Annotated in this window: 15 protein-coding genes; 5 read left to right on the plus strand and 10 right to left on the minus strand. The window is 74.2% G+C overall.

Annotated elements, in window-relative coordinates:
* Nucleotides 1-52: 52 nt before the first annotated feature.
* From ABD236_RS30865 to ABD236_RS30890, 6 genes are all read right to left on the minus strand, one after another.
* Nucleotides 53-637, minus strand: coding sequence for a TetR/AcrR family transcriptional regulator (locus ABD236_RS30865; RefSeq protein ID WP_344079425.1), 585 nt, complete (start codon nt 635-637; stop codon nt 53-55).
* Nucleotides 638-652: 15 nt separating this feature from the next.
* The gene (gene nirD / locus ABD236_RS30870; protein ID WP_344079427.1) at nt 653-988 is read right to left on the minus strand and encodes a nitrite reductase small subunit NirD; all 336 of its coding nucleotides are present in this window, start codon (nt 986-988) and stop codon (nt 653-655) included.
* Nucleotides 985-3,516, minus strand: coding sequence for a nitrite reductase large subunit NirB (gene nirB / locus ABD236_RS30875; RefSeq protein ID WP_344079429.1), 2,532 nt, complete (start codon nt 3,514-3,516; stop codon nt 985-987). The genes nirD and nirB overlap by 4 nt, the downstream gene beginning before the upstream one ends.
* Nucleotides 3,517-3,794: 278 nt before the next feature.
* Nucleotides 3,795-4,502, minus strand: coding sequence for a class F sortase (locus tag ABD236_RS30880; RefSeq protein WP_344079431.1), 708 nt, complete (start codon nt 4,500-4,502; stop codon nt 3,795-3,797).
* Between the two features lie 6 nt (nt 4,503-4,508).
* Nucleotides 4,509-5,129 carry a hypothetical protein gene (locus ABD236_RS30885; RefSeq protein ID WP_344079433.1) on the minus strand — a complete coding sequence of 207 codons (621 nt, stop codon included), beginning with the start codon at nt 5,127-5,129 and terminating at the stop codon, nt 4,509-4,511.
* Between the two features lie 168 nt (nt 5,130-5,297).
* Nucleotides 5,298-6,077, minus strand: a complete 780-nt coding sequence (locus tag ABD236_RS30890) for an aminotransferase class IV (RefSeq protein WP_344079435.1) — start codon at nt 6,075-6,077, stop codon at nt 5,298-5,300.
* A gap of 57 nt (nt 6,078-6,134) precedes the next feature.
* Between ABD236_RS30890 and ABD236_RS30895 the strand changes: the two genes are divergently transcribed.
* Nucleotides 6,135-6,755 (plus strand): NADPH-dependent FMN reductase, encoded by a 621-nt coding sequence (locus tag ABD236_RS30895; RefSeq protein ID WP_344079437.1) that lies wholly within the window; start codon nt 6,135-6,137, stop codon nt 6,753-6,755.
* A gap of 34 nt (nt 6,756-6,789) precedes the next feature.
* On the opposite strand, the gene ABD236_RS30900 is transcribed toward ABD236_RS30895, so the two are convergent.
* The 3 genes from ABD236_RS30900 to ABD236_RS30910 form a co-directional block, all read right to left on the minus strand.
* Nucleotides 6,790-8,433, minus strand: a complete 1,644-nt coding sequence (locus ABD236_RS30900; RefSeq protein ID WP_344079439.1) for a M4 family metallopeptidase — start codon at nt 8,431-8,433, stop codon at nt 6,790-6,792.
* Nucleotides 8,434-8,791: 358 nt separating this feature from the next.
* The gene (locus ABD236_RS30905) at nt 8,792-10,066 is read right to left on the minus strand and encodes an ATP-binding protein (protein ID WP_344079441.1); all 1,275 of its coding nucleotides are present in this window, start codon (nt 10,064-10,066) and stop codon (nt 8,792-8,794) included.
* Entirely contained in the window at nt 10,063-10,734 is a 672-nt protein-coding gene (locus ABD236_RS30910) for a hypothetical protein (protein ID WP_344079443.1), read from the minus strand. The genes ABD236_RS30905 and ABD236_RS30910 overlap by 4 nt, the downstream gene beginning before the upstream one ends.
* Nucleotides 10,735-10,925: 191 nt before the next feature.
* Between ABD236_RS30910 and ABD236_RS30915 the strand changes: the two genes are divergently transcribed.
* Nucleotides 10,926-11,423: a gamma-glutamylcyclotransferase family protein gene (locus tag ABD236_RS30915; protein ID WP_344079445.1), complete on the plus strand. Its 498-nt coding sequence runs from the start codon at nt 10,926-10,928 to the stop codon at nt 11,421-11,423.
* On the opposite strand, the gene ABD236_RS30920 is transcribed toward ABD236_RS30915, so the two are convergent.
* Nucleotides 11,353-12,042, minus strand: a complete 690-nt coding sequence (locus tag ABD236_RS30920) for a SanA/YdcF family protein (RefSeq protein WP_344079447.1) — start codon at nt 12,040-12,042, stop codon at nt 11,353-11,355. The genes ABD236_RS30915 and ABD236_RS30920 overlap by 71 nt on opposite strands.
* Nucleotides 12,043-12,229: 187 nt before the next feature.
* Here ABD236_RS30920 and ABD236_RS30925 point away from each other — a divergent pair, with 187 nt between their 5' ends.
* From ABD236_RS30925 to ABD236_RS30935, 3 genes are all read left to right on the plus strand, one after another.
* Nucleotides 12,230-13,135, plus strand: coding sequence for a sirohydrochlorin chelatase (locus tag ABD236_RS30925; protein WP_344079449.1), 906 nt, complete (start codon nt 12,230-12,232; stop codon nt 13,133-13,135).
* A gap of 45 nt (nt 13,136-13,180) precedes the next feature.
* The gene (locus ABD236_RS30930; protein ID WP_344079451.1) at nt 13,181-14,482 is read left to right on the plus strand and encodes a deoxyguanosinetriphosphate triphosphohydrolase; all 1,302 of its coding nucleotides are present in this window, start codon (nt 13,181-13,183) and stop codon (nt 14,480-14,482) included.
* Between the two features lie 145 nt (nt 14,483-14,627).
* Nucleotides 14,628-15,905, plus strand: coding sequence for an NAD(P)/FAD-dependent oxidoreductase (locus ABD236_RS30935; protein WP_344079454.1), 1,278 nt, complete (start codon nt 14,628-14,630; stop codon nt 15,903-15,905).
* Nucleotides 15,906-15,922 lie beyond the last annotated feature (17 nt).

Genomic DNA, 15,922 nt, shown 5'->3' on the forward strand with positions numbered 1-15,922 from the left:
CGAGAAAAACGGGCGCCGCCATGGTGCGGCGCCCCAAGGGGTGGAGCGTGGCTCAGTCCAGCAGGGTCAGCGCGGCCTCGGCCGCCTCCCGCACCCGCGCCGGGTCGTCGCAGGCCTTGCCCGTGACCCGCATGCCCTGGAGGAGGACCAGGAACATCCGGGCCAGCGCGCGCGGATCGCGCTCCGGCGCCAGCTCGCCCTGGGCCTGTGCCCGTACGAGCGAGGAGTGCAGCAGCGTCTCCAGCTGCTCCCAGGACTGGGCGACCCGGCGGGCCGCGGCGGTGTCGCGCGCGCCCACCTCGGCCGCGGTGTTGGTGACGAAACAGCCGCTCAGCCGGGTGTCCGGGGCCGTCGACTCGGCGGCGAAGCGGCGCACGAGACCGCGCACCGCGACCAGCGCGGGCCCGGGCGCCGACAGCTCGCGGAACAGGACCGCGCTGTATGTCTCGCCGTACCGGTCGAGCGCCTTCAGATACAGCTCGTGCTTGTTGCCGAAGGTCGCGTAGATGCTGGCGCGGCCGATGCCGAGGTGCTCGACGAGGTCCGCCATCGACGTCGCCTCGTAGCCGCGCCGCCAGAACAGCTCTAGGGCCGACTGGAGCGCGGCGTCCGGATCGAATTCCTTGTTCCTGGCCACACGGCCACAGTAGTTCTATCCAGAATGGTCGGTCAAGTATGTCTGTACGGACACGTCCTCGTCGTCCAGGCACCGGCCCGTCTCCAGGTCGAAGCGCTGCTTGAGCAGCGGGGAGGCGACGAACGCCCGGCCCCGCGCCGAACCCAACAGCCCGCGCGACATGACGTACGCGCCGGTGAACGGGTCGCGGTTGTCGATCGCGTACGCCCGGCCGGTGCGGTCGGTGAAGACCGCCGCCTGGCGTCCGTCGGGCAGCAGCGCGGCGACCCCCCGGCCGGGGATGAGCCGGGCGCGCTCGCACACCTCGAACCAGCCGTCTTCCAGACGCAGTCGGATGCTGTTCTCGTTCATCGTGCGGCCACCTCCAGGGCCAGGACGGGCAGTTCGGGCTTGATCTGGCCGCGCTCGGGCACGAACCGGACCGTCGGGTCGGGCGTGCCGGGCGCGTTGACGAAGGAGACGAACCGGGCGAGGCGCTCGGGGTCCTCGACCGTCTCGGCCCACTCGTCGCGGTAGGCGGCGACATGGCCGGCCATCAGCGCCTCCAGCTCGTCGCAGATGCCGAGCGAGTCGTTCACCACGACGTCCTTGACGTGCTGCAGACCGCCCTCGATCCGCTCCAGCCACACCGAGGTGCGCTCCAGGCGGTCGGCGGTGCGGATGTAGAACATCAGGAACCGGTCGATGAGGCGGACGAGTTCGTCGTCGGTGAGGTCCTGCGCGAGCAGGTCCGCGTGGCGCGGGGTCGCGCCGCCGTTGCCGCCCACGTACAGGTTCCAGCCGTTGGCCGTGGCGATCACGCCGAAGTCCTTGGACTGGGCCTCCGCGCACTCGCGGGCGCACCCCGAGACCGCCGACTTGAGCTTGTGCGGGGAGCGCAGGCCCCGGTAGCGCAGCTCCAGGTCGATCGCCATCCTCACCGAGTCCTGCACCCCGTAGCGGCACCAGGTCTGCCCCACACAGGACTTCACCGTGCGCAGCGACTTGCCGTACGCGTGCCCCGACTCGAACCCGGCGGCCACCAGGCGCGCCCAGATCACCGGGAGCTGGTCGACCCGCGCGCCGAAGAGGTCGATGCGCTGACCGCCGGTGATCTTCGTGTAGAGGCCGTAGTCGCGGGCCACCTCGCCGATGACGATCAGCTTGTCGGGGGTGATCTCACCGCCGGGGATGCGCGGCACGATCGAGTACGAGCCGTTGCGCTGGATGTTGGCGAGGAAGTGGTCGTTGGTGTCCTGGAGAGCGGCCTGCTCGCCGTCGAGGATGTGGCCGTTGCCGAGGCTCGCCAGGATGGAGGCGACGGCGGGCTTGCAGATCTCGCAGCCGTCGCCGCCGCGCGCCTGCGGGCGCCCGTGCTCGTCCAGGAGCTGCCGGTAGGAGCCCACGCGCAGCGCGAGCGCGATCTCGTACAGCTCCTGGCGGGTGCGCGCGAAGCAGTCGCACAGACCGCCGTCGCCGGTCTTCGGCAGCAGCTTCTCCAGCGTCTTGACGCAGCTGCCGCAGCCGGTGCCGGCCCGGGTGCACTTCTTGACCTCGGGCAGCGAGGAGAGCGGGGTGACCTCGCCCTTGGTGACGTTGTGGCAGGAGCAGATCACCGCGTCGTCCGGCAGCGCCTCCGGGCCCAGCGCCACGGGCGCCCCCAGGCCCGCGGGCAGCACCAGCTGCTCGGCGGGGATGGGCGGGACGTGGCCGGTGAGCGGGCGCAGCGTGCCGTACATCTCGGCGTCGCCGACCAGGACGCCGCCCAGCAGGGTGCCGTCGGGGGAGACCACCAGCTTCTTGTAGATGCCCGAGCGGGCGTCGGTGTAGACGACGTCGAGACTGCCCTCGGCGGCGCCGTGCGCGTCGCCGAACGAGGCCACGTCCACGCCGAGCAGCTTCAGCTTGGTGGACATGTCGGCGCCGGTGAAGGACTTCTCGGGCGGCTGCTCGCCCCGGGCCAGGGTGTCGGCGACCGCGACGGCCATCTCATAGCCGGGCGCGACCAGGCCGTACACCCTGCCGTCGCTTGCCAGCGCGCACTCGCCGATCGCGTAGACGGCAGGATCGGAGGTGCGGCAGTGCTCGTCGACCACGATGCCGCCGCGCTCGCCGACCGTCAGACCGCAGTCGCGGGCCAGCTGGTCGCGTGGGCGCACCCCGGCCGAGAAGACCACGAGCTCGGTGTCGAGGCGGGAGCCGTCCGAGAGGAGCATGCCGTCCACGGCCCCCTCGCCGGTGATCTCCTGGGTGCCGACGCCGGTGTGGACCGACAGGCCCATGCCTTCGATGGTGCGCAGCAGGGCCGCGCCGCCGCCGGCGTCGACCTGCGCGGGCATCAGCCGGGGCGCGAACTCCACGATGTGCGTGGCCAGTCCGAGCCCCTGGAGGGCGCCCGCCGCCTCCAGGCCGAGCAGCCCGCCGCCGACCACCGCGCCGGTGGTCGCGGTCCGGGCGTACTCCTCGATGGCGAGCAGGTCCTCGATGGTCCGGTAGACGAAGCAGCCCGGCAGGTCCTTGCCGGGCACCGGCGGTACGAAGGGGTACGAGCCGGTGGCGAGCACCAGGACGTCGTACGCGAAGACGGCGCCGGAGCGCGCGGTGACCGTGCGGGCGGCGCGGTCCACACGCTGCGCCGAGTCGCCGAGGTGCAGCTCGATGCCGTACTTCTCGATGAACCCGTCCTCAACCATGGAGAGTTCGTCGGCGGTGGTGCCGGTGAAGTACGAGGTCAGGTGGACCCGGTCGTAGGCGGGCCGGGGCTCCTCGCCGAGCACCACCACGCGGGCGCGGTCGGTGGCCCCCTTCTCGGCCAGGGCTTCCAGGAGTCGCTGGCCGACCATGCCGTGGCCGACCACGACGATCGTGCGGGCTGCGGCCGAGGGCGCGGGTGTGGGCATGTCGGAACCCTCCGTCGTGGGTGAGCGGGTGCGGCGGGGGCCAGGTGGCCGGCGGGCGGTCCGGCACGGTGTCCGAACCCATGACCGCAGCCTGCAAGACGGCTGTTTCCCGGTCGGATCTGACCGGTTTCCCGGGCGCAACGGCCCGCTCAGCCCCGCGAGGGGGTCCCTGTGAGTGTTCTGCGCGGACGGCGGGGGCGGGCGTGAGCAGGGGCGCGCGGAGGGGACCCGCAAGCTCCCGGGCCCGCCTCGGACCGAAGCCCAGGCCGCCTCCGCGCCTACTCCGCGCCCGTCAGATGCGCGAACACCACCACGTTCCCCCGGTACCCCGACTTCTCCGTGAAGCCGCCCCCGCAGGTGATCACCCGCAGCTCGGGGCGCCCGGCCGGGCCGTACACCCGGCGGTCGGGGAAGGCGTCGTTGGGATACACCTCGACCGCGTCGACGCTGAAGACGGCCGTACGCCGGTCCGCGCGGGCCACCTCGATCCGGCTGCCCTTCTTCAGCGCGCCCAGCGCGTAGAAGACGGCGGGCCCGTGCGCGTCGTCGACATGCCCGGCCATCACGGCCGTGCCGGCGGCCCCCGGCGGCGCGCCGTCCTTGAACCACCCGGCCGAGCCGCTGCGGCCCGGCGGCGGCACCTGGAGGGAGCCGTCCGGGGCGAGGCCGAGCCGCAGCACCGGCGCGTCCACCCGGATCGCCGGGATCCGGATGCGTACGGGCTCGGAGGGCGCCAGCGCCGCTCCCGCCAGGGCGCCGCCGGTGCGGGCCTCACCCACGCGCGCGTGGGGCGAGGCGGCGCCGCCCGCCGGTACGGGGGCGGCGCTGGTGAACGACTCCGCGCGCGAGGGCTGCGGCGGCGCGCTCGTCTCCATGCCCTGCCGCAGCAGCCACACCCCGACGCACACGGCGACGCAGACCAGCCAGCCGTTGCGCCGCCGCGCGGCCTGGGCGTCCCGCAGCGCCTGGCCCGACCGCGCCGACAAGAGCGGTCAGCCCCGGTCGCGCGGGCCGCCCGAGCGGCGGCGCAGCAGCAGCCCGCCGGTGACGGCGGCGACGGCCAGGACGGCCGCCCCGGCCGCGATCTCGGTCCGGTTGGAGGTGGTCGTACCGCCGCCGAGCCCGGTCTTCACATGGCCCCTGGGCTCCTGGTGCTCACCGGGGTCGCGGTGCTCGCCCCAGTCGTGATGCTCACCGGGGTCGTGGTGCTCGCCGGGCGTGTGGCGGTCGCCCCAGTCCCGGAAGGTGTCCCCGCCGCCGCCCGTGATCGTCAGATCGCCCCGGGCGGACTTGCCGTTGTCGCAGCTGACGGTGAGCTGGAAGGTCCCGGACTTGGCGGTGTGGGGCACGGTGAACTGCCCGGCGAGGACGTCCTTGCGGGTGGAGGCGGTGAGCGGGAACTCCCCGTCGCCCACCGAGCGCGCGTCCCCGGTGGCGTGGCCGTCGTGGCCGCACGCCGTGGTGTTCACGGTGACGGTGGTGCCGGGCGCCGCCGACGACGGCCAGACCTCCAGGCCCGCGCCGCCGAAGTCGTTGGCGTACGCGCCCGCGCCGCCGAGACCCAGCAGGGCGGCCGCGAGCGCGGAACCGGTCAGCAGGCGGGCAGTACGCATGGGTCCTCCGGGGAGCGGGGCGCGGTGCTTCTCCCTACGAGGTAAGTGGCCCACGCGGGCGCCCGCCCCCCGGCGGGGGGCGAAAGAGTGACGGGGGCGGGGGGCGCGTCACCCGATCGCGCGGGTGCGTGCCGGCGCCGGGCGCGGGCGGGGGTTCGCGGACAGGCCTCAGATCGCGTCCCAGGGCACCTCCGCGTACAGCCGCCACAGCGTCTCCATCAGCTCGGTGTCCACGGTGAAGGCGGTGTCGTCGATCCGGGCGACGGGGGCGATGCCCTGCGAGTTGGTGACGAAGGCCGCGCGGTACGCGCCGAGCCCGCCCAGGGCGACCGGGCGCCGGGCGGTGGCCGTGCCGTACTCCGGCAGCCGCGACTCGACCAGCGCCATGGTGGTGCCGAGCAGCGCGGGGCGGTCCGGCCACACCACCGTGCTCCCGTCCCAGAACGCGATGTTGGTGATCGCCCCCTCGGCGATCTCCCCGCCGGGGCCGGTCAGCAGCGCGTGGGTGTAGCCCCGGCGCTCGGCGATCCGGCCGTAGTAGGCCTGGCCGAAGCCGCCGAGGTGCTTGATGTGGGCGACCGGACGCTCGTACGGCACGGAGAGCAGGTGCTGGGGCTCCGGCGAGAGGTCCACCGGCGGGCGCACGGTCACCATCACGGTCGGCTCCTCGTCCGGCCCGTACACATAGACGCGCACCGCCGCGTCCTCGGCGCCCGCCCCGGCCAGGGCGGCGCGGACCAGCGCCCGGACGCGCCCGCCGTCCAGGCCGGGGCCGAACAGCTCACGGGTCGCCGCGTCGAGGCGCGCCAGGTGCAGGGCGAGCCCGCGCACCCGCCCGGCGCGCACCTGCATCGCGGTGAAATGGCCGTATCCGCCGGTCAGGGCGGGGACGCGGAGAGTCTCCGCGTCGGCGGGGCGGCCGTTGATCTCCACATAAGGGCTCGTCATGGGCCCACCGTAACCGGGCTTGACCTGAAGCTAAGTTGAGGTGTGAGGCTCCTCGGCATGGACCTCACCACCGCTCCCCTCATGGAGCCCGCAGCCCAGGCCGCCCCGCTCCGCCTCGCCGTCATCCTCGGCTCCGACCGCGAGGGCCGCTTCGGCCCGGTCGTCGGTCAGTGGCTGCTGGCGCGGCTGCGCGAGCGCGACGACGTCGAGGTGGAGGTGATCGACCTGGCCGAGACGGCGCTGCCGACCTCGCTCTCGTACGAGCCGGCGCCGCCGGTCAAGGCGGTCCTCGACACCGTCACGCCCAAGCTCGCCCGGGCGGACGCCTTCCTCGTCCTCACCCCCGAGTACAACCACTCCTTCCCGGCCTCGATCAAGAACCTCATCGACTGGCACTACGTCCAGTGGCAGGCCAAGCCGGTCGGCTTCGCCTCCTACGGCGGGATGTCGGGCGGGCTGCGGGCGGTCGAGCACCTGCGCCAGGTCTTCGCCGAGCTGCACGCGGTCACCGTCCGGGACACGGTCAGCTTCCACCACGCCCACGGCCTGTTCGACGCGGACGGCGAGCTGCGCGAGCCCGCCGAGGCGGAGGCGGCCGTCAAGAAGCTCCTGGACCAGCTCGGCTGGTGGGGGCGGACGCTGCGGGAGGCCAGGGCCTCCCGTCCGTACGCCGCCTGAGCGGTGGCGTACGGACGGGAGAGGGGGTGCGGGGTCAGCCGACGGCGACGCCCGACCAGGCGGCGGCGACCGCGTTCTGCTCCGCGCTGCCGCTTCCGTACAGGTCCTTCGCCGCGTTGAGGGTCGCCGTGCGGGCGGCCGCGTAGTTGGTGGAGGACGTCATGTAGACGGTCAGGGCCCGGTACCAGATCTTGCCGACCTTGTCGTGGCCGATGCCGGAGACCGTGGAGCCGTTGCAGGTGGGGCTGTTGTACGAGACGCCGTTGATGACCTTGGCGCCGCTGCCCTCGGAGAGCAGATAGGCGAAGTGGTTGGCGACGCCGGAGGAGTAGTGGACGTCGAGGCTGCCCACGCCCGAGTACCAGCAGTCCGCGGACTTGGTGTCGGTGGAGGGCTTGTCCATGAAGCGCAGGGCGGGCTTGCCGAAGCCCGGCTTCACGATCTTCTCGCCGATGAGGTAGTCGCCCTGGTCGGATGCGTTGCCCGCGTACCACTCGACCATGGTGCCCATGATGTCGCTGGTGGCCTCGTTGAGGCCGCCGGACTCACCGGAGTAGGTGAGGCCCGCGGTCTTGGAGGTGACGCCGTGCGACATCTCGTGCCCGGCCACGTCCAGGGCGACCAGCGGGCCGAAGGTGGTGCCGTCGCCGTCGCCGTACGTCATGCAGAAGCAGCTGTCGTCCCAGAAGGCGTTGTTGTAGTTGCTGCCGTAGTGGACGCGGTTGTACGAGCCCTTGCCGTCACCGGCGATGCCGTTGCGGCCGTGGACGTTCTTGTAGTAGTCCCAGGTGGTGTTGGTGCCGTACTGCGCGTCCACGGCGGCCGTGGCGCGGTCGCTGTTGGCGCCGCTGCCCCAGTGGTTGTCGGCGTCGGTGAACAGCACGGCGGGCGCCCGTACGAAGCAGATGCCGAAGATGCACAGGTCCGTCTTGTTCTGGGCGTCACCGGTGTAGGTGTTGCCGCGGGTGGGGTCCTTGAGCTGGTACGTGGACCCGGACAGCGTGGTCTCCAGGGCCACGGTGCCGCTGTAGAGCGAGTTGCCGTCGCCGGTCGCCGTCTCGATGGAGTCCCAGGCGTCGATGCGGGCGCCGGTGCGGGCGTCGGTGAGGACCACGCGCGCGACGGGGTTGCCGAGCGAGTCCCGGGCGGCGGTCTGGGTGCGCCAGGCCAGCTTGGGGGCGCCGTGCAGCGCGTCCACGACCAGCTGGGGCTTGGCGGTCAGGTCCTTCAGGCCCCGGTGGGCGGCGCGGAGCTCGGCGGAGGCGAGGTCGGCGGCGCGGGGGGCGGAGAGGGCGGGGGTCACCGTCGGCACGGAGAGGTCGTTCGCCACGGCGCGGTCGGCGCCTCGGTAGGCGCCGGAGGGGGCGAGGTGGACGACGAAGTCGCCGCCGAGGACGGGCAGTCCGCGGTACGTACGGTCGTAGCGCACGTGCCGGGCGCCGTCGGGGTCCACGATCACGTCCTTGACGGACGTGCCCTGCGCGGCGGTGACGGCCAGCGCGGCGGCGTGCTCCGCGACCGCGCTGTTCGCGGCCTGGACGGCGGCGTCCCGGGCGGGGATGTGGGGGCGGGGTTCGGCCACGGCGTTGGCCGGGGCGAGCGCGGCGGCGAGCATGGCGCCGGCCGCGACGGCTATGGCGGTGGTGGTGAGGCGCGATGCGTTCCTTGTCGGTCTCATCGGGCTCCTCGGTCATGGGGGGCGGGTCGGCTCGGGTAAAGCTGATGCCGCCTCAGTTTTAGGGGTACATGACACGTGGTGTCCATAGCGCGTAGCGCTCCGCGGGGTGCCCGGTCTTTGTCTGCGGCTGAGTGGCGGGCTGGCCGCGCAGTTCCCCGCGCCCCTTCTCATGCCCGGTCTTTGTCTGCGGGCCGGTGGCCTCTTCTCGCGCAGTTCCCCGCGCCCCTGAAAACCAGGTGGCCGAGCCGACTTCTCCGACTGCGGCCGACCCCCTGGGGGCGCGGGGAACTGCGCGAGCAACCACCCACTCAGCCGCAGACGAAGGCCGGGCAAAACGGGGCCGCAGGCCAAGCCCGGGCTACCCCGGAGGGAGCGTCACAGATGCCACCGCTCCGCCCGACTCCGCGTTGCCCAGCACCACCTCCGCCCCGATCACCCGCGCCTGGCCCACCGCGATCGTGAGCCCCAGCCCCGTCCCCTGCCCCCGCTCCCGCGCCCCCGTGACGAACCGCTGCGGCCCGTCGCGCAGGACGTGCGCGGGGAAGCCGGGGCCGTGGTCCCGGACGGTCACCGTCGTGCCGGACAGCGTGACCTCCACCGGAGACCCGCCGTGGCGACGGGCGTTGGCCACCAGGTTCGCCAGGATCCGCTCCAGGCGGCGCGGGTCCGTACGCACCAGCGCGTCCCCGCCCCCCAGCACCGGCGACACCCCGCACCGCCCCAGGATCCCCTCCACCAGCGCCCCCAGCGGCCGCACCTCCAGATCCGGCCGCTCCGCGCGCGCGTCGAGGCGGGCGACCTCCAGGAGGTTCTCGGTGAGCGTGCGCAGCGCGGCGACCCGGTCGCGTACCAGCTCGGTGGGGCGGCCCGGCGGCAGCAGCTCGGCGGCGGTGTGCAGCCCGGTCAGCGGCGTCCGCAGCTCGTGCGCCACATCGGCCGTGAACCGCTGCTCCGCCTCCAGACGGCGCTGGAGCGACCCGGCCATGGTGTCGACCGCGCGCGCCAGCTCTGCCACCTCGTTCCCGCCGCTCTGCGGGCCCGACGGGCCGATCCTGGCGTCGAGTTCGCCCCGGGAGATCCGCCGCGCGGTGGCCGCGGCCGTACGCAGCTCCCGGCTGAGGCGGCTGGCGAGCCCCGCCCCGCCGAGCGCCGCCAGCGCCACCACGAGCGCGCCCCAGGCGACCAGCTCGCGGTCGAAATCCCGCAGTTCGGCCCGCTCGGCGGCGAGCGGCAGCCGCACGGACAGCACCTGCTCGCCGATCGGCCGCGCCGCCCACACCGCCGGGTCGGGCCCGTCCAGGTCGACGAAGGTGCTGCGGCGGCCCCCCAGTGCCGACGCGCGCAGCGGGCCCGGCAGCCGCCCGTCGTCCACGGCCGCGTCGGTGCCGCTCTGGTCGACCTGGCCGGTCAGCTCGTACACCTGGCGCACCCGTACCAGCTGCGCCGTCGCCGACTCGCGCGCCGTCGACACCAGTTGCTCGGCCCGCGCCTGGTGGATCAGCAGCCCGATGGCGACGGCGACCAGCGCGCAGCCGCCGGCCAGCGCCGCCGCGATCTTCCGGCGCAGACTGAGCCCCCGGGAGAAGGCGCGGACGCGGCGGGCGGCGCGGCCGAGCCGCGCGGCGGCGCTCACGGCCCGCCGTCCGGGGCCGGGGCCGCGCTGTCGTCGCGCTTGTACGTCTTGATGTCGCTCACCGAGGCCAGCCGCGCCCCGTCCCACCGGTAGCGCACGGCCTGCTCGGCGCCGTCGTCCGCGCCGCTGCGGACCACCAGGTCGGTGCCGACGGTCTCCACCGCGAGCCGCTTGCCCACCGTGTACAGGACCGGGACCACCTTGCCGTCGCGGGCCGTGTAGACCGCCATCACCGTGCGGCCGCTCTCCAGGTCGGCGGAGACGACCAGTTCGGGCGAGCCGTCGCCGGTCAGATCGCGCAGCACGGGCGGGCGGATACCGGGCCGCCCGGGCCGGTGGATCTTTTCGCGGCGGCCCAGCGCCTTGGTGCGCGGGTCGGCCCTCAGCACCTCGTAGGGGTCGACCGCGGCCAGCCCCGCCGACGGCACCTCGGGCCCGCCGGGCAGCGGCGAGGGCGGCGGCTGCTTGCCCGCCGACTCGCCCGCGCCGGGCCGCTCGCGGGCGCCCTCGGTCCAGTTGGGCCACAGCGGCTGAGGGCTGGGCTGCGCGGCCATCGGCGGCGCGGCGCCGCCGTCGTCGAGCCCGGTGGGCGCGCCGCAGCCGCTCACCGCGCAGGCGCACACGGCGAGCGCGACGAGCGCCACGGGGGCGCGAAGGCTCTGGATCATCACAAACGGCCTGGTGGCAGAGGGCGGAGGCGGGGGACCGGCCGGATCCGCCGGCCGCGACGATCCACGGTAGAACCGGATCATCACGGAACCCGGGACACTGTGTAACAGCTGTGCGTACGCACGGCCCCAGCCGTCCGACAAGGGACTTCCGGCCAGGCCGGAGGCCCCGCCACCCGAGGGGAGCCGCTGTGACGACGAGTGCGCCGGGCGCGTCCGAGGCCGGTCCGCCGTTCTTCGTCTACGGCACCCTGCGCCCCGGCGAGCGCTACCACCTGCGGCTGCTGCGCGGCCGCACCGCCTCGGAGGCGCCCGCGCGGCTGCCGGGGGCGGTGCTGTACGCGGGCCCCGGCTACCCGTACGCGACGGAGGGGGACGGCGTCGTCACCGGCGCGCTGATCACCCCGCGCCCCGAGGCGTACGGCGAAGTCCTGCGCGTCCTCGACCAGTTGGAGGAGTGCCACGGGCCGGACGACCCCCGGAACATGTACGACCGGGTGGAGCGGACCGTCGAGCTGCCGGGCGGGGAGACGGCCCGCGCCTGGGTCTATCTGGCGGCCGCCCCGCTCGCCCGGGAGCTGCGGGCGCACGGCACCCCGCTGCCCGGCGGCGACTGGCTCACCGCCCGTCGGCCAGCGCCCGCGCCACCCCGCTCTCCTTCGGCCCGAGGAAGCGCGGATCGGGCTTGAAGGCGGCGTCCAGGGCGGCCTTGCCCGCCGCGAAGACCTCCCGGGTGGCGCCGTAGTACCAGGTGGTGTCGTGCACGGCGTCGACCGCGACCCCGTACGAGCCGACCCCCGCGGCCTCGCACAGCGCGACCGCCCGCCGGATGTGGAAGCCCTGGCTCACCAGCACCGCGCGTCGCACGCCGAAGATCTTCCTGGCCCGGACGCAGGAGTCCCAGGTGTCGAACCCCGCGAAGTCGCTGACCACCCGCCGGTCCGGGACCCCGTGCTCGACCAGGTAGGCGCGCATCGCGTCCGGCTCGTCGTACTCGGCCCGCCCGTTGTCCCCGGTCACCAGGACCGCCCTGACCTTCCCGGCCCGGTAGAGCGCGACGGCCGCGTCGAGGCGGTGGGCCAGGTACGGCGAGGGCTCGCCGTCCCACAGCCCGGCCCCGAACACCACCGCGACCCCGGACGCGGGTGCCCCCTCCACGCTGCCGACCTTGCCGTCGGCGGCCGTGAACACCCACGCGGCCGGAGCCAGCGCCAGGGTGCACAGCGCGGCCACGGCCTGTACGGCCCGCCGCTGCCCCGTGCGGGTGCGCGGCAGCCCGATCCGTACGCGAGTGCGCGGCAGGCGCATGAGGGTCCCCCGGGGTAGACGGTGCGCGGGTCGTACGCACACTCGGACGCGGTCGAAGGGGCGGGCGGTTCTGCCCGGCGGGGCGTCCGGCCGGATCCCACCGTCCGGCGAGCCCCCGTGAGGCGACGGAAAACACCCGTCACCACGGCGCAACGACATGGCAATGTGGGCCCGGCAGGATCGGTCCATGACGGAGACGGAGACACAGCCGCAGTCCTTGTCCGCCCACCGGCCCCTGCCGCTCGACAGCACGGCCGAACTCGTCACCCGCATCGCCGCCCAACTGGGCAGCCAGCTCAGCCACGTACGCCTGAACGGGAGCCGCAAGCCGATGCCGATACCGCTCGCCCAGCCGGCCCCCTCCCTGGTCGCCGTCGCCCACGGCAGCCGCGACCCCCGTGCCCTGCGCACCGTCACCGCCCTGCTCGACCTGGTCCGCGAACTGCGCCCGGGGCTCGACGTACGGCTCGGCCACATCGAGATCGACGAGCCCGCGCTGCCCGCCACGCTCGCCCGGCTCGGCGCCGGGCGAGCCGTCCTCGTACCGCTGCTGCTGAGCCGTGGCTACCACGTCAAGCAGGACATCCCGGCGGCCCTCGCCGAGGCCCCGCGGCTGCGCGCCCGGGTCGCCCGGCCGCTCGGCCCGCACCCGCTGCTCGTCGAGGCGCTCTACGAGCGGCTGGCCGAGGCCGGGTGGGACGAGGCGCCACGCGCGCGTGGCAACCAGGCCGTGGTGCTCGCCGGGGCCGGCTCGCGCGACCCCGAGTCGGCCGCCGACACCCGCCGCACCGCCGCGATGCTCGCCGACCGCCTCGGCGTACCGGTGCTGCCCGCCTACGCCTCGGCCGCCGCCCCCACCGTCCCCGAGGCGCTCAAAGCGCTCGCCGCGCACGGCCGCCACCGGGTCGCGATCTCCTCGTACTTCACCGCGCCCGGCCGGTTCGCCGCCCAGAGCGCCGCCCACGCGCGCGGTGTCGCGGCCGCCCCGCTCGGCGCGCACCCGGCCGTCGCCCGGCTCGTCCTGCACCGCTACGACCAGGCCCTCGCGGCCGCCCCCTTCGTCCCCCAGCACCGCGAACTCGCCACGGCCTGATCCCCCACCGCCCCGGTTGTCAGTGGTTCCGTTTACTGTCGGTGCATGGAAGGCATCGCAGCACACCACCCCGGGTACGAGGCGTCCGACGTCGAGCGGTGGGCCGCCGAGCCGGACAAACGGCCCGGCCGCACCGCCTTCCAGCGCGACCGCGCGCGTGTGCTGCACTCCGGCGCGCTGCGCCGCCTCGCGGGCAAGACGCAGGTCGTGACGCCCGGCGTGACCGGCCAGCTGTGGGACGCGAGCCCGCGCACCCGGCTCACCCACTCCCTGGAGTGCGCCCAGGTCGGCCGTGAGCTCGGCGCCGCCCTCGGCTGCGACCCCGACCTGGTCGAGGCGGCCTGCCTCTCGCACGACATGGGCCACCCGCCGTTCGGCCACAACGGCGAGCAGGCGCTCAACGACTTCGCCAAGGACTGCGGCGGCTTCGAGGGCAACGCCCAGTCGCTGCGGCTGCTCACCCGCCTCGAACCCAAGCGCTTCGTGCGTGGCGGGCCGGGCGGCGAGCCCGTCAGCGTCGGCCTCAACCTCACCAGGGCCGCCCTGGACGCGGCCACCAAGTACCCCTGGGCGCGCGGCGGCCACCCCACCGACCCGCAGTCCGTGAAGTTCGGGGTCTACGAGGACGACCTGCCGGTCTTCGACTGGGTGCGCCAGGGCGCCGAGCCCCACCGCAAGTGCTTCGAGGCCCAGGTCATGGACTGGGCGGACGACGTGGCGTACTCGGTCCACGACTTCGAGGACGGGCTGCACGCCGGCCACATCGACCCCAACCTGCTCTTCTCCGAACCCGAGCGCGAGGACATCTGGCGCGTCGCGATCGGGCGGTACGTGCCCGCGGACACCGACCCGGCGGAGCTCGCCGAGGCGCTGGACCGGCTGATCGACGAGGAGTGGTGGCCGCACGGGTACGACGGCTCGGCCGTCGCCCAGGCCCGTCTCAAGGACGCCACCAGCCAGCTCATCGGCCGGTTCTGCCTGGCCGCCGAGGGCGCCACCCGCGAGCGCCACGGCTCGGGACGGCTCAGCAGATACGGGGCGGAGCTCGTCGTACCGCGCGCGACGCGCAACGAGTGCGCGGTGCTCAAGGCGGTCGCCGTCCGCTATGTGATGCAGCGCGAGGAGCAGGAGCGGCTCCGCGCCGACCAGCGCATCATTCTGGCCGAACTGGCCGAAGCGCTCACCGCGCGCGCCCCGTCCGAGGGGCTCGACCCGCAGTTCCGCGCGCTCTTCGCCGCCGCTCGTGACGACCGCGCCCGCAAGCGGGTCATCGTCGACCAGATCGCTTCCCTGACCGACGCCGCGGCCCTGTCGCTGCACGCCAGACTCACTGTCCGGCACCGATGAGGGACGCGCGAGGGCGCGTCCGCGCAGGGATGACACACCGATGAAGCCCGGCCACTCGGCGCCCCCAACGGAGCAAGCCCTCTTCCCCCATCACGCTCCGTGCGGGACGCTCGCAGATGGCGGTTGAGCAACGAGGAGGCATCAAGTGGTCGACGCAGACCGGACATTTGTCATTGTCGGTGGAGGACTGGCCGGGGCCAAGGCCGCCGAGACCCTGCGCGCCGAGGGGTTCAACGGCCGGGTGATCCTCATCGGCGACGAGCGGGAGCACCCCTATGAACGGCCTCCCCTGTCCAAGGGCTTCCTCTCCGGCAAGGAGGAGCGCGACAGCGTCTTCGTCCACGAGCCCGGCTGGTACGCGCAGAACGACATCGAGCTCCACCTCGGCCAGACCGTCACCGCCATCGACCGCGAGGCCAGGACCGTCCGCCTCGGCGACGGCACCCTCATCGGCTACGACAAGCTGCTGCTCGCCACCGGCTCCGAGCCCCGCCGCCTCGACATCCCCGGCACCGAGCTGGCGGGCGTCCACCATCTGCGCCGCCTCGCCCACTCCGAGCGGCTGCGCAACATGCTCAAGGCGCTGGGCCGCGACAACGGCCACCTGGTGATCGCCGGGGCCGGCTGGATCGGCCTGGAGGTCGCCGCCGCCGCGCGCGGATACGGCGCGGAGGTCACCGTCGTCGAGCCCGAGCAGACCCCGCTGCACCAGGTCATCGGCCCCGAGCTGGGCCAGATCTTCACCGATCTGCACGCCGAGCACGGCGTCCGCTTCCACTTCGGCGCCCGGCTCACCGAGATCACCGGCCAGGACGGCATGGTGCTCGCCGCCCGCACCGACGACGGCGAGGAGCACCCGGCGCACGACGTGCTCGCCGCGATCGGGGCCGCGCCGCGCACCGCGCTCGCCGAGAGTGCCGGGCTCGCCCTCGTGGACCGCAAGCACGGCGGCGGGGTCGCGGTGGACGCCTCGCTGCGCACCTCCGACCCGGACATCTTCGCCGCGGGCGACGTGGCCGCGGCCCATCACCCGCTGCTCGACACCCGGCTGCGGGTGGAGCACTGGGCCAACGCCCTCAACGGCGGCCCGGCCGCCGCGCGCGCGATGCTGGGCCAGGAGGTCGCGTACGACCGCGTGCCGTACTTCTTCTCCGACCAGTACGACCTGGGCCTGGAGTACTCGGGCTGGGCGCCCCCCGGCAGCTACGACCAGGTGGTGCTCCGGGGCGACGCGGGCAAGCGCGAGTTCATCGCCTTCTGGCTGAGGGAGCGGCGGGTGCTCGCGGGGATGAACGTGAACGTGTGGGACGTCACAGCGGCCGTCCAGGACCTGATCAGGGCGGGCACCAAGGGTGTCCAGGTGGACCCGGACCGCCTGGCGGACCCGTCGGTCCCGCTGGCGGAGCTGGCGTCGGCCACCTGAGTGCCGTCACCGCCCCG

Origin of the sequence: Streptomyces crystallinus, assembly GCF_039521265.1 — a bacterium.
Lineage (GTDB): Bacteria > Actinomycetota > Actinomycetes > Streptomycetales > Streptomycetaceae > Streptomyces > Streptomyces crystallinus.

Bases quoted from the DNA above. Each gene is read 5' to 3' on its own strand.
- ABD236_RS30925 (WP_344079449.1), top strand. From the start codon at position 12,230: ATGACGGAGACGGAGACACAGCCGCAGTCCTTGTCCGCCCACCGGCCC.
- nirD (WP_344079427.1), bottom strand. From the start codon at position 988: ATGAACGAGAACAGCATCCGACTGCGTCTGGAAGACGGCTGGTTCGAG.
- nirB (WP_344079429.1), bottom strand. From the start codon at position 3,516: ATGCCCACACCCGCGCCCTCGGCCGCAGCCCGCACGATCGTCGTGGTC.
- ABD236_RS30920 (WP_344079447.1), bottom strand. From the start codon at position 12,042: ATGCGCCTGCCGCGCACTCGCGTACGGATCGGGCTGCCGCGCACCCGC.
- ABD236_RS30900 (WP_344079439.1), bottom strand. From the start codon at position 8,433: ATGAGACCGACAAGGAACGCATCGCGCCTCACCACCACCGCCATAGCC.
- ABD236_RS30885 (WP_344079433.1), bottom strand. From the start codon at position 5,129: ATGCGTACTGCCCGCCTGCTGACCGGTTCCGCGCTCGCGGCCGCCCTG.
- ABD236_RS30890 (WP_344079435.1), bottom strand. From the start codon at position 6,077: ATGACGAGCCCTTATGTGGAGATCAACGGCCGCCCCGCCGACGCGGAG.
- ABD236_RS30910 (WP_344079443.1), bottom strand. From the start codon at position 10,734: ATGATCCAGAGCCTTCGCGCCCCCGTGGCGCTCGTCGCGCTCGCCGTG.
- ABD236_RS30895 (WP_344079437.1), top strand. From the start codon at position 6,135: ATGGACCTCACCACCGCTCCCCTCATGGAGCCCGCAGCCCAGGCCGCC.
- ABD236_RS30930 (WP_344079451.1), top strand. From the start codon at position 13,181: ATGGAAGGCATCGCAGCACACCACCCCGGGTACGAGGCGTCCGACGTC.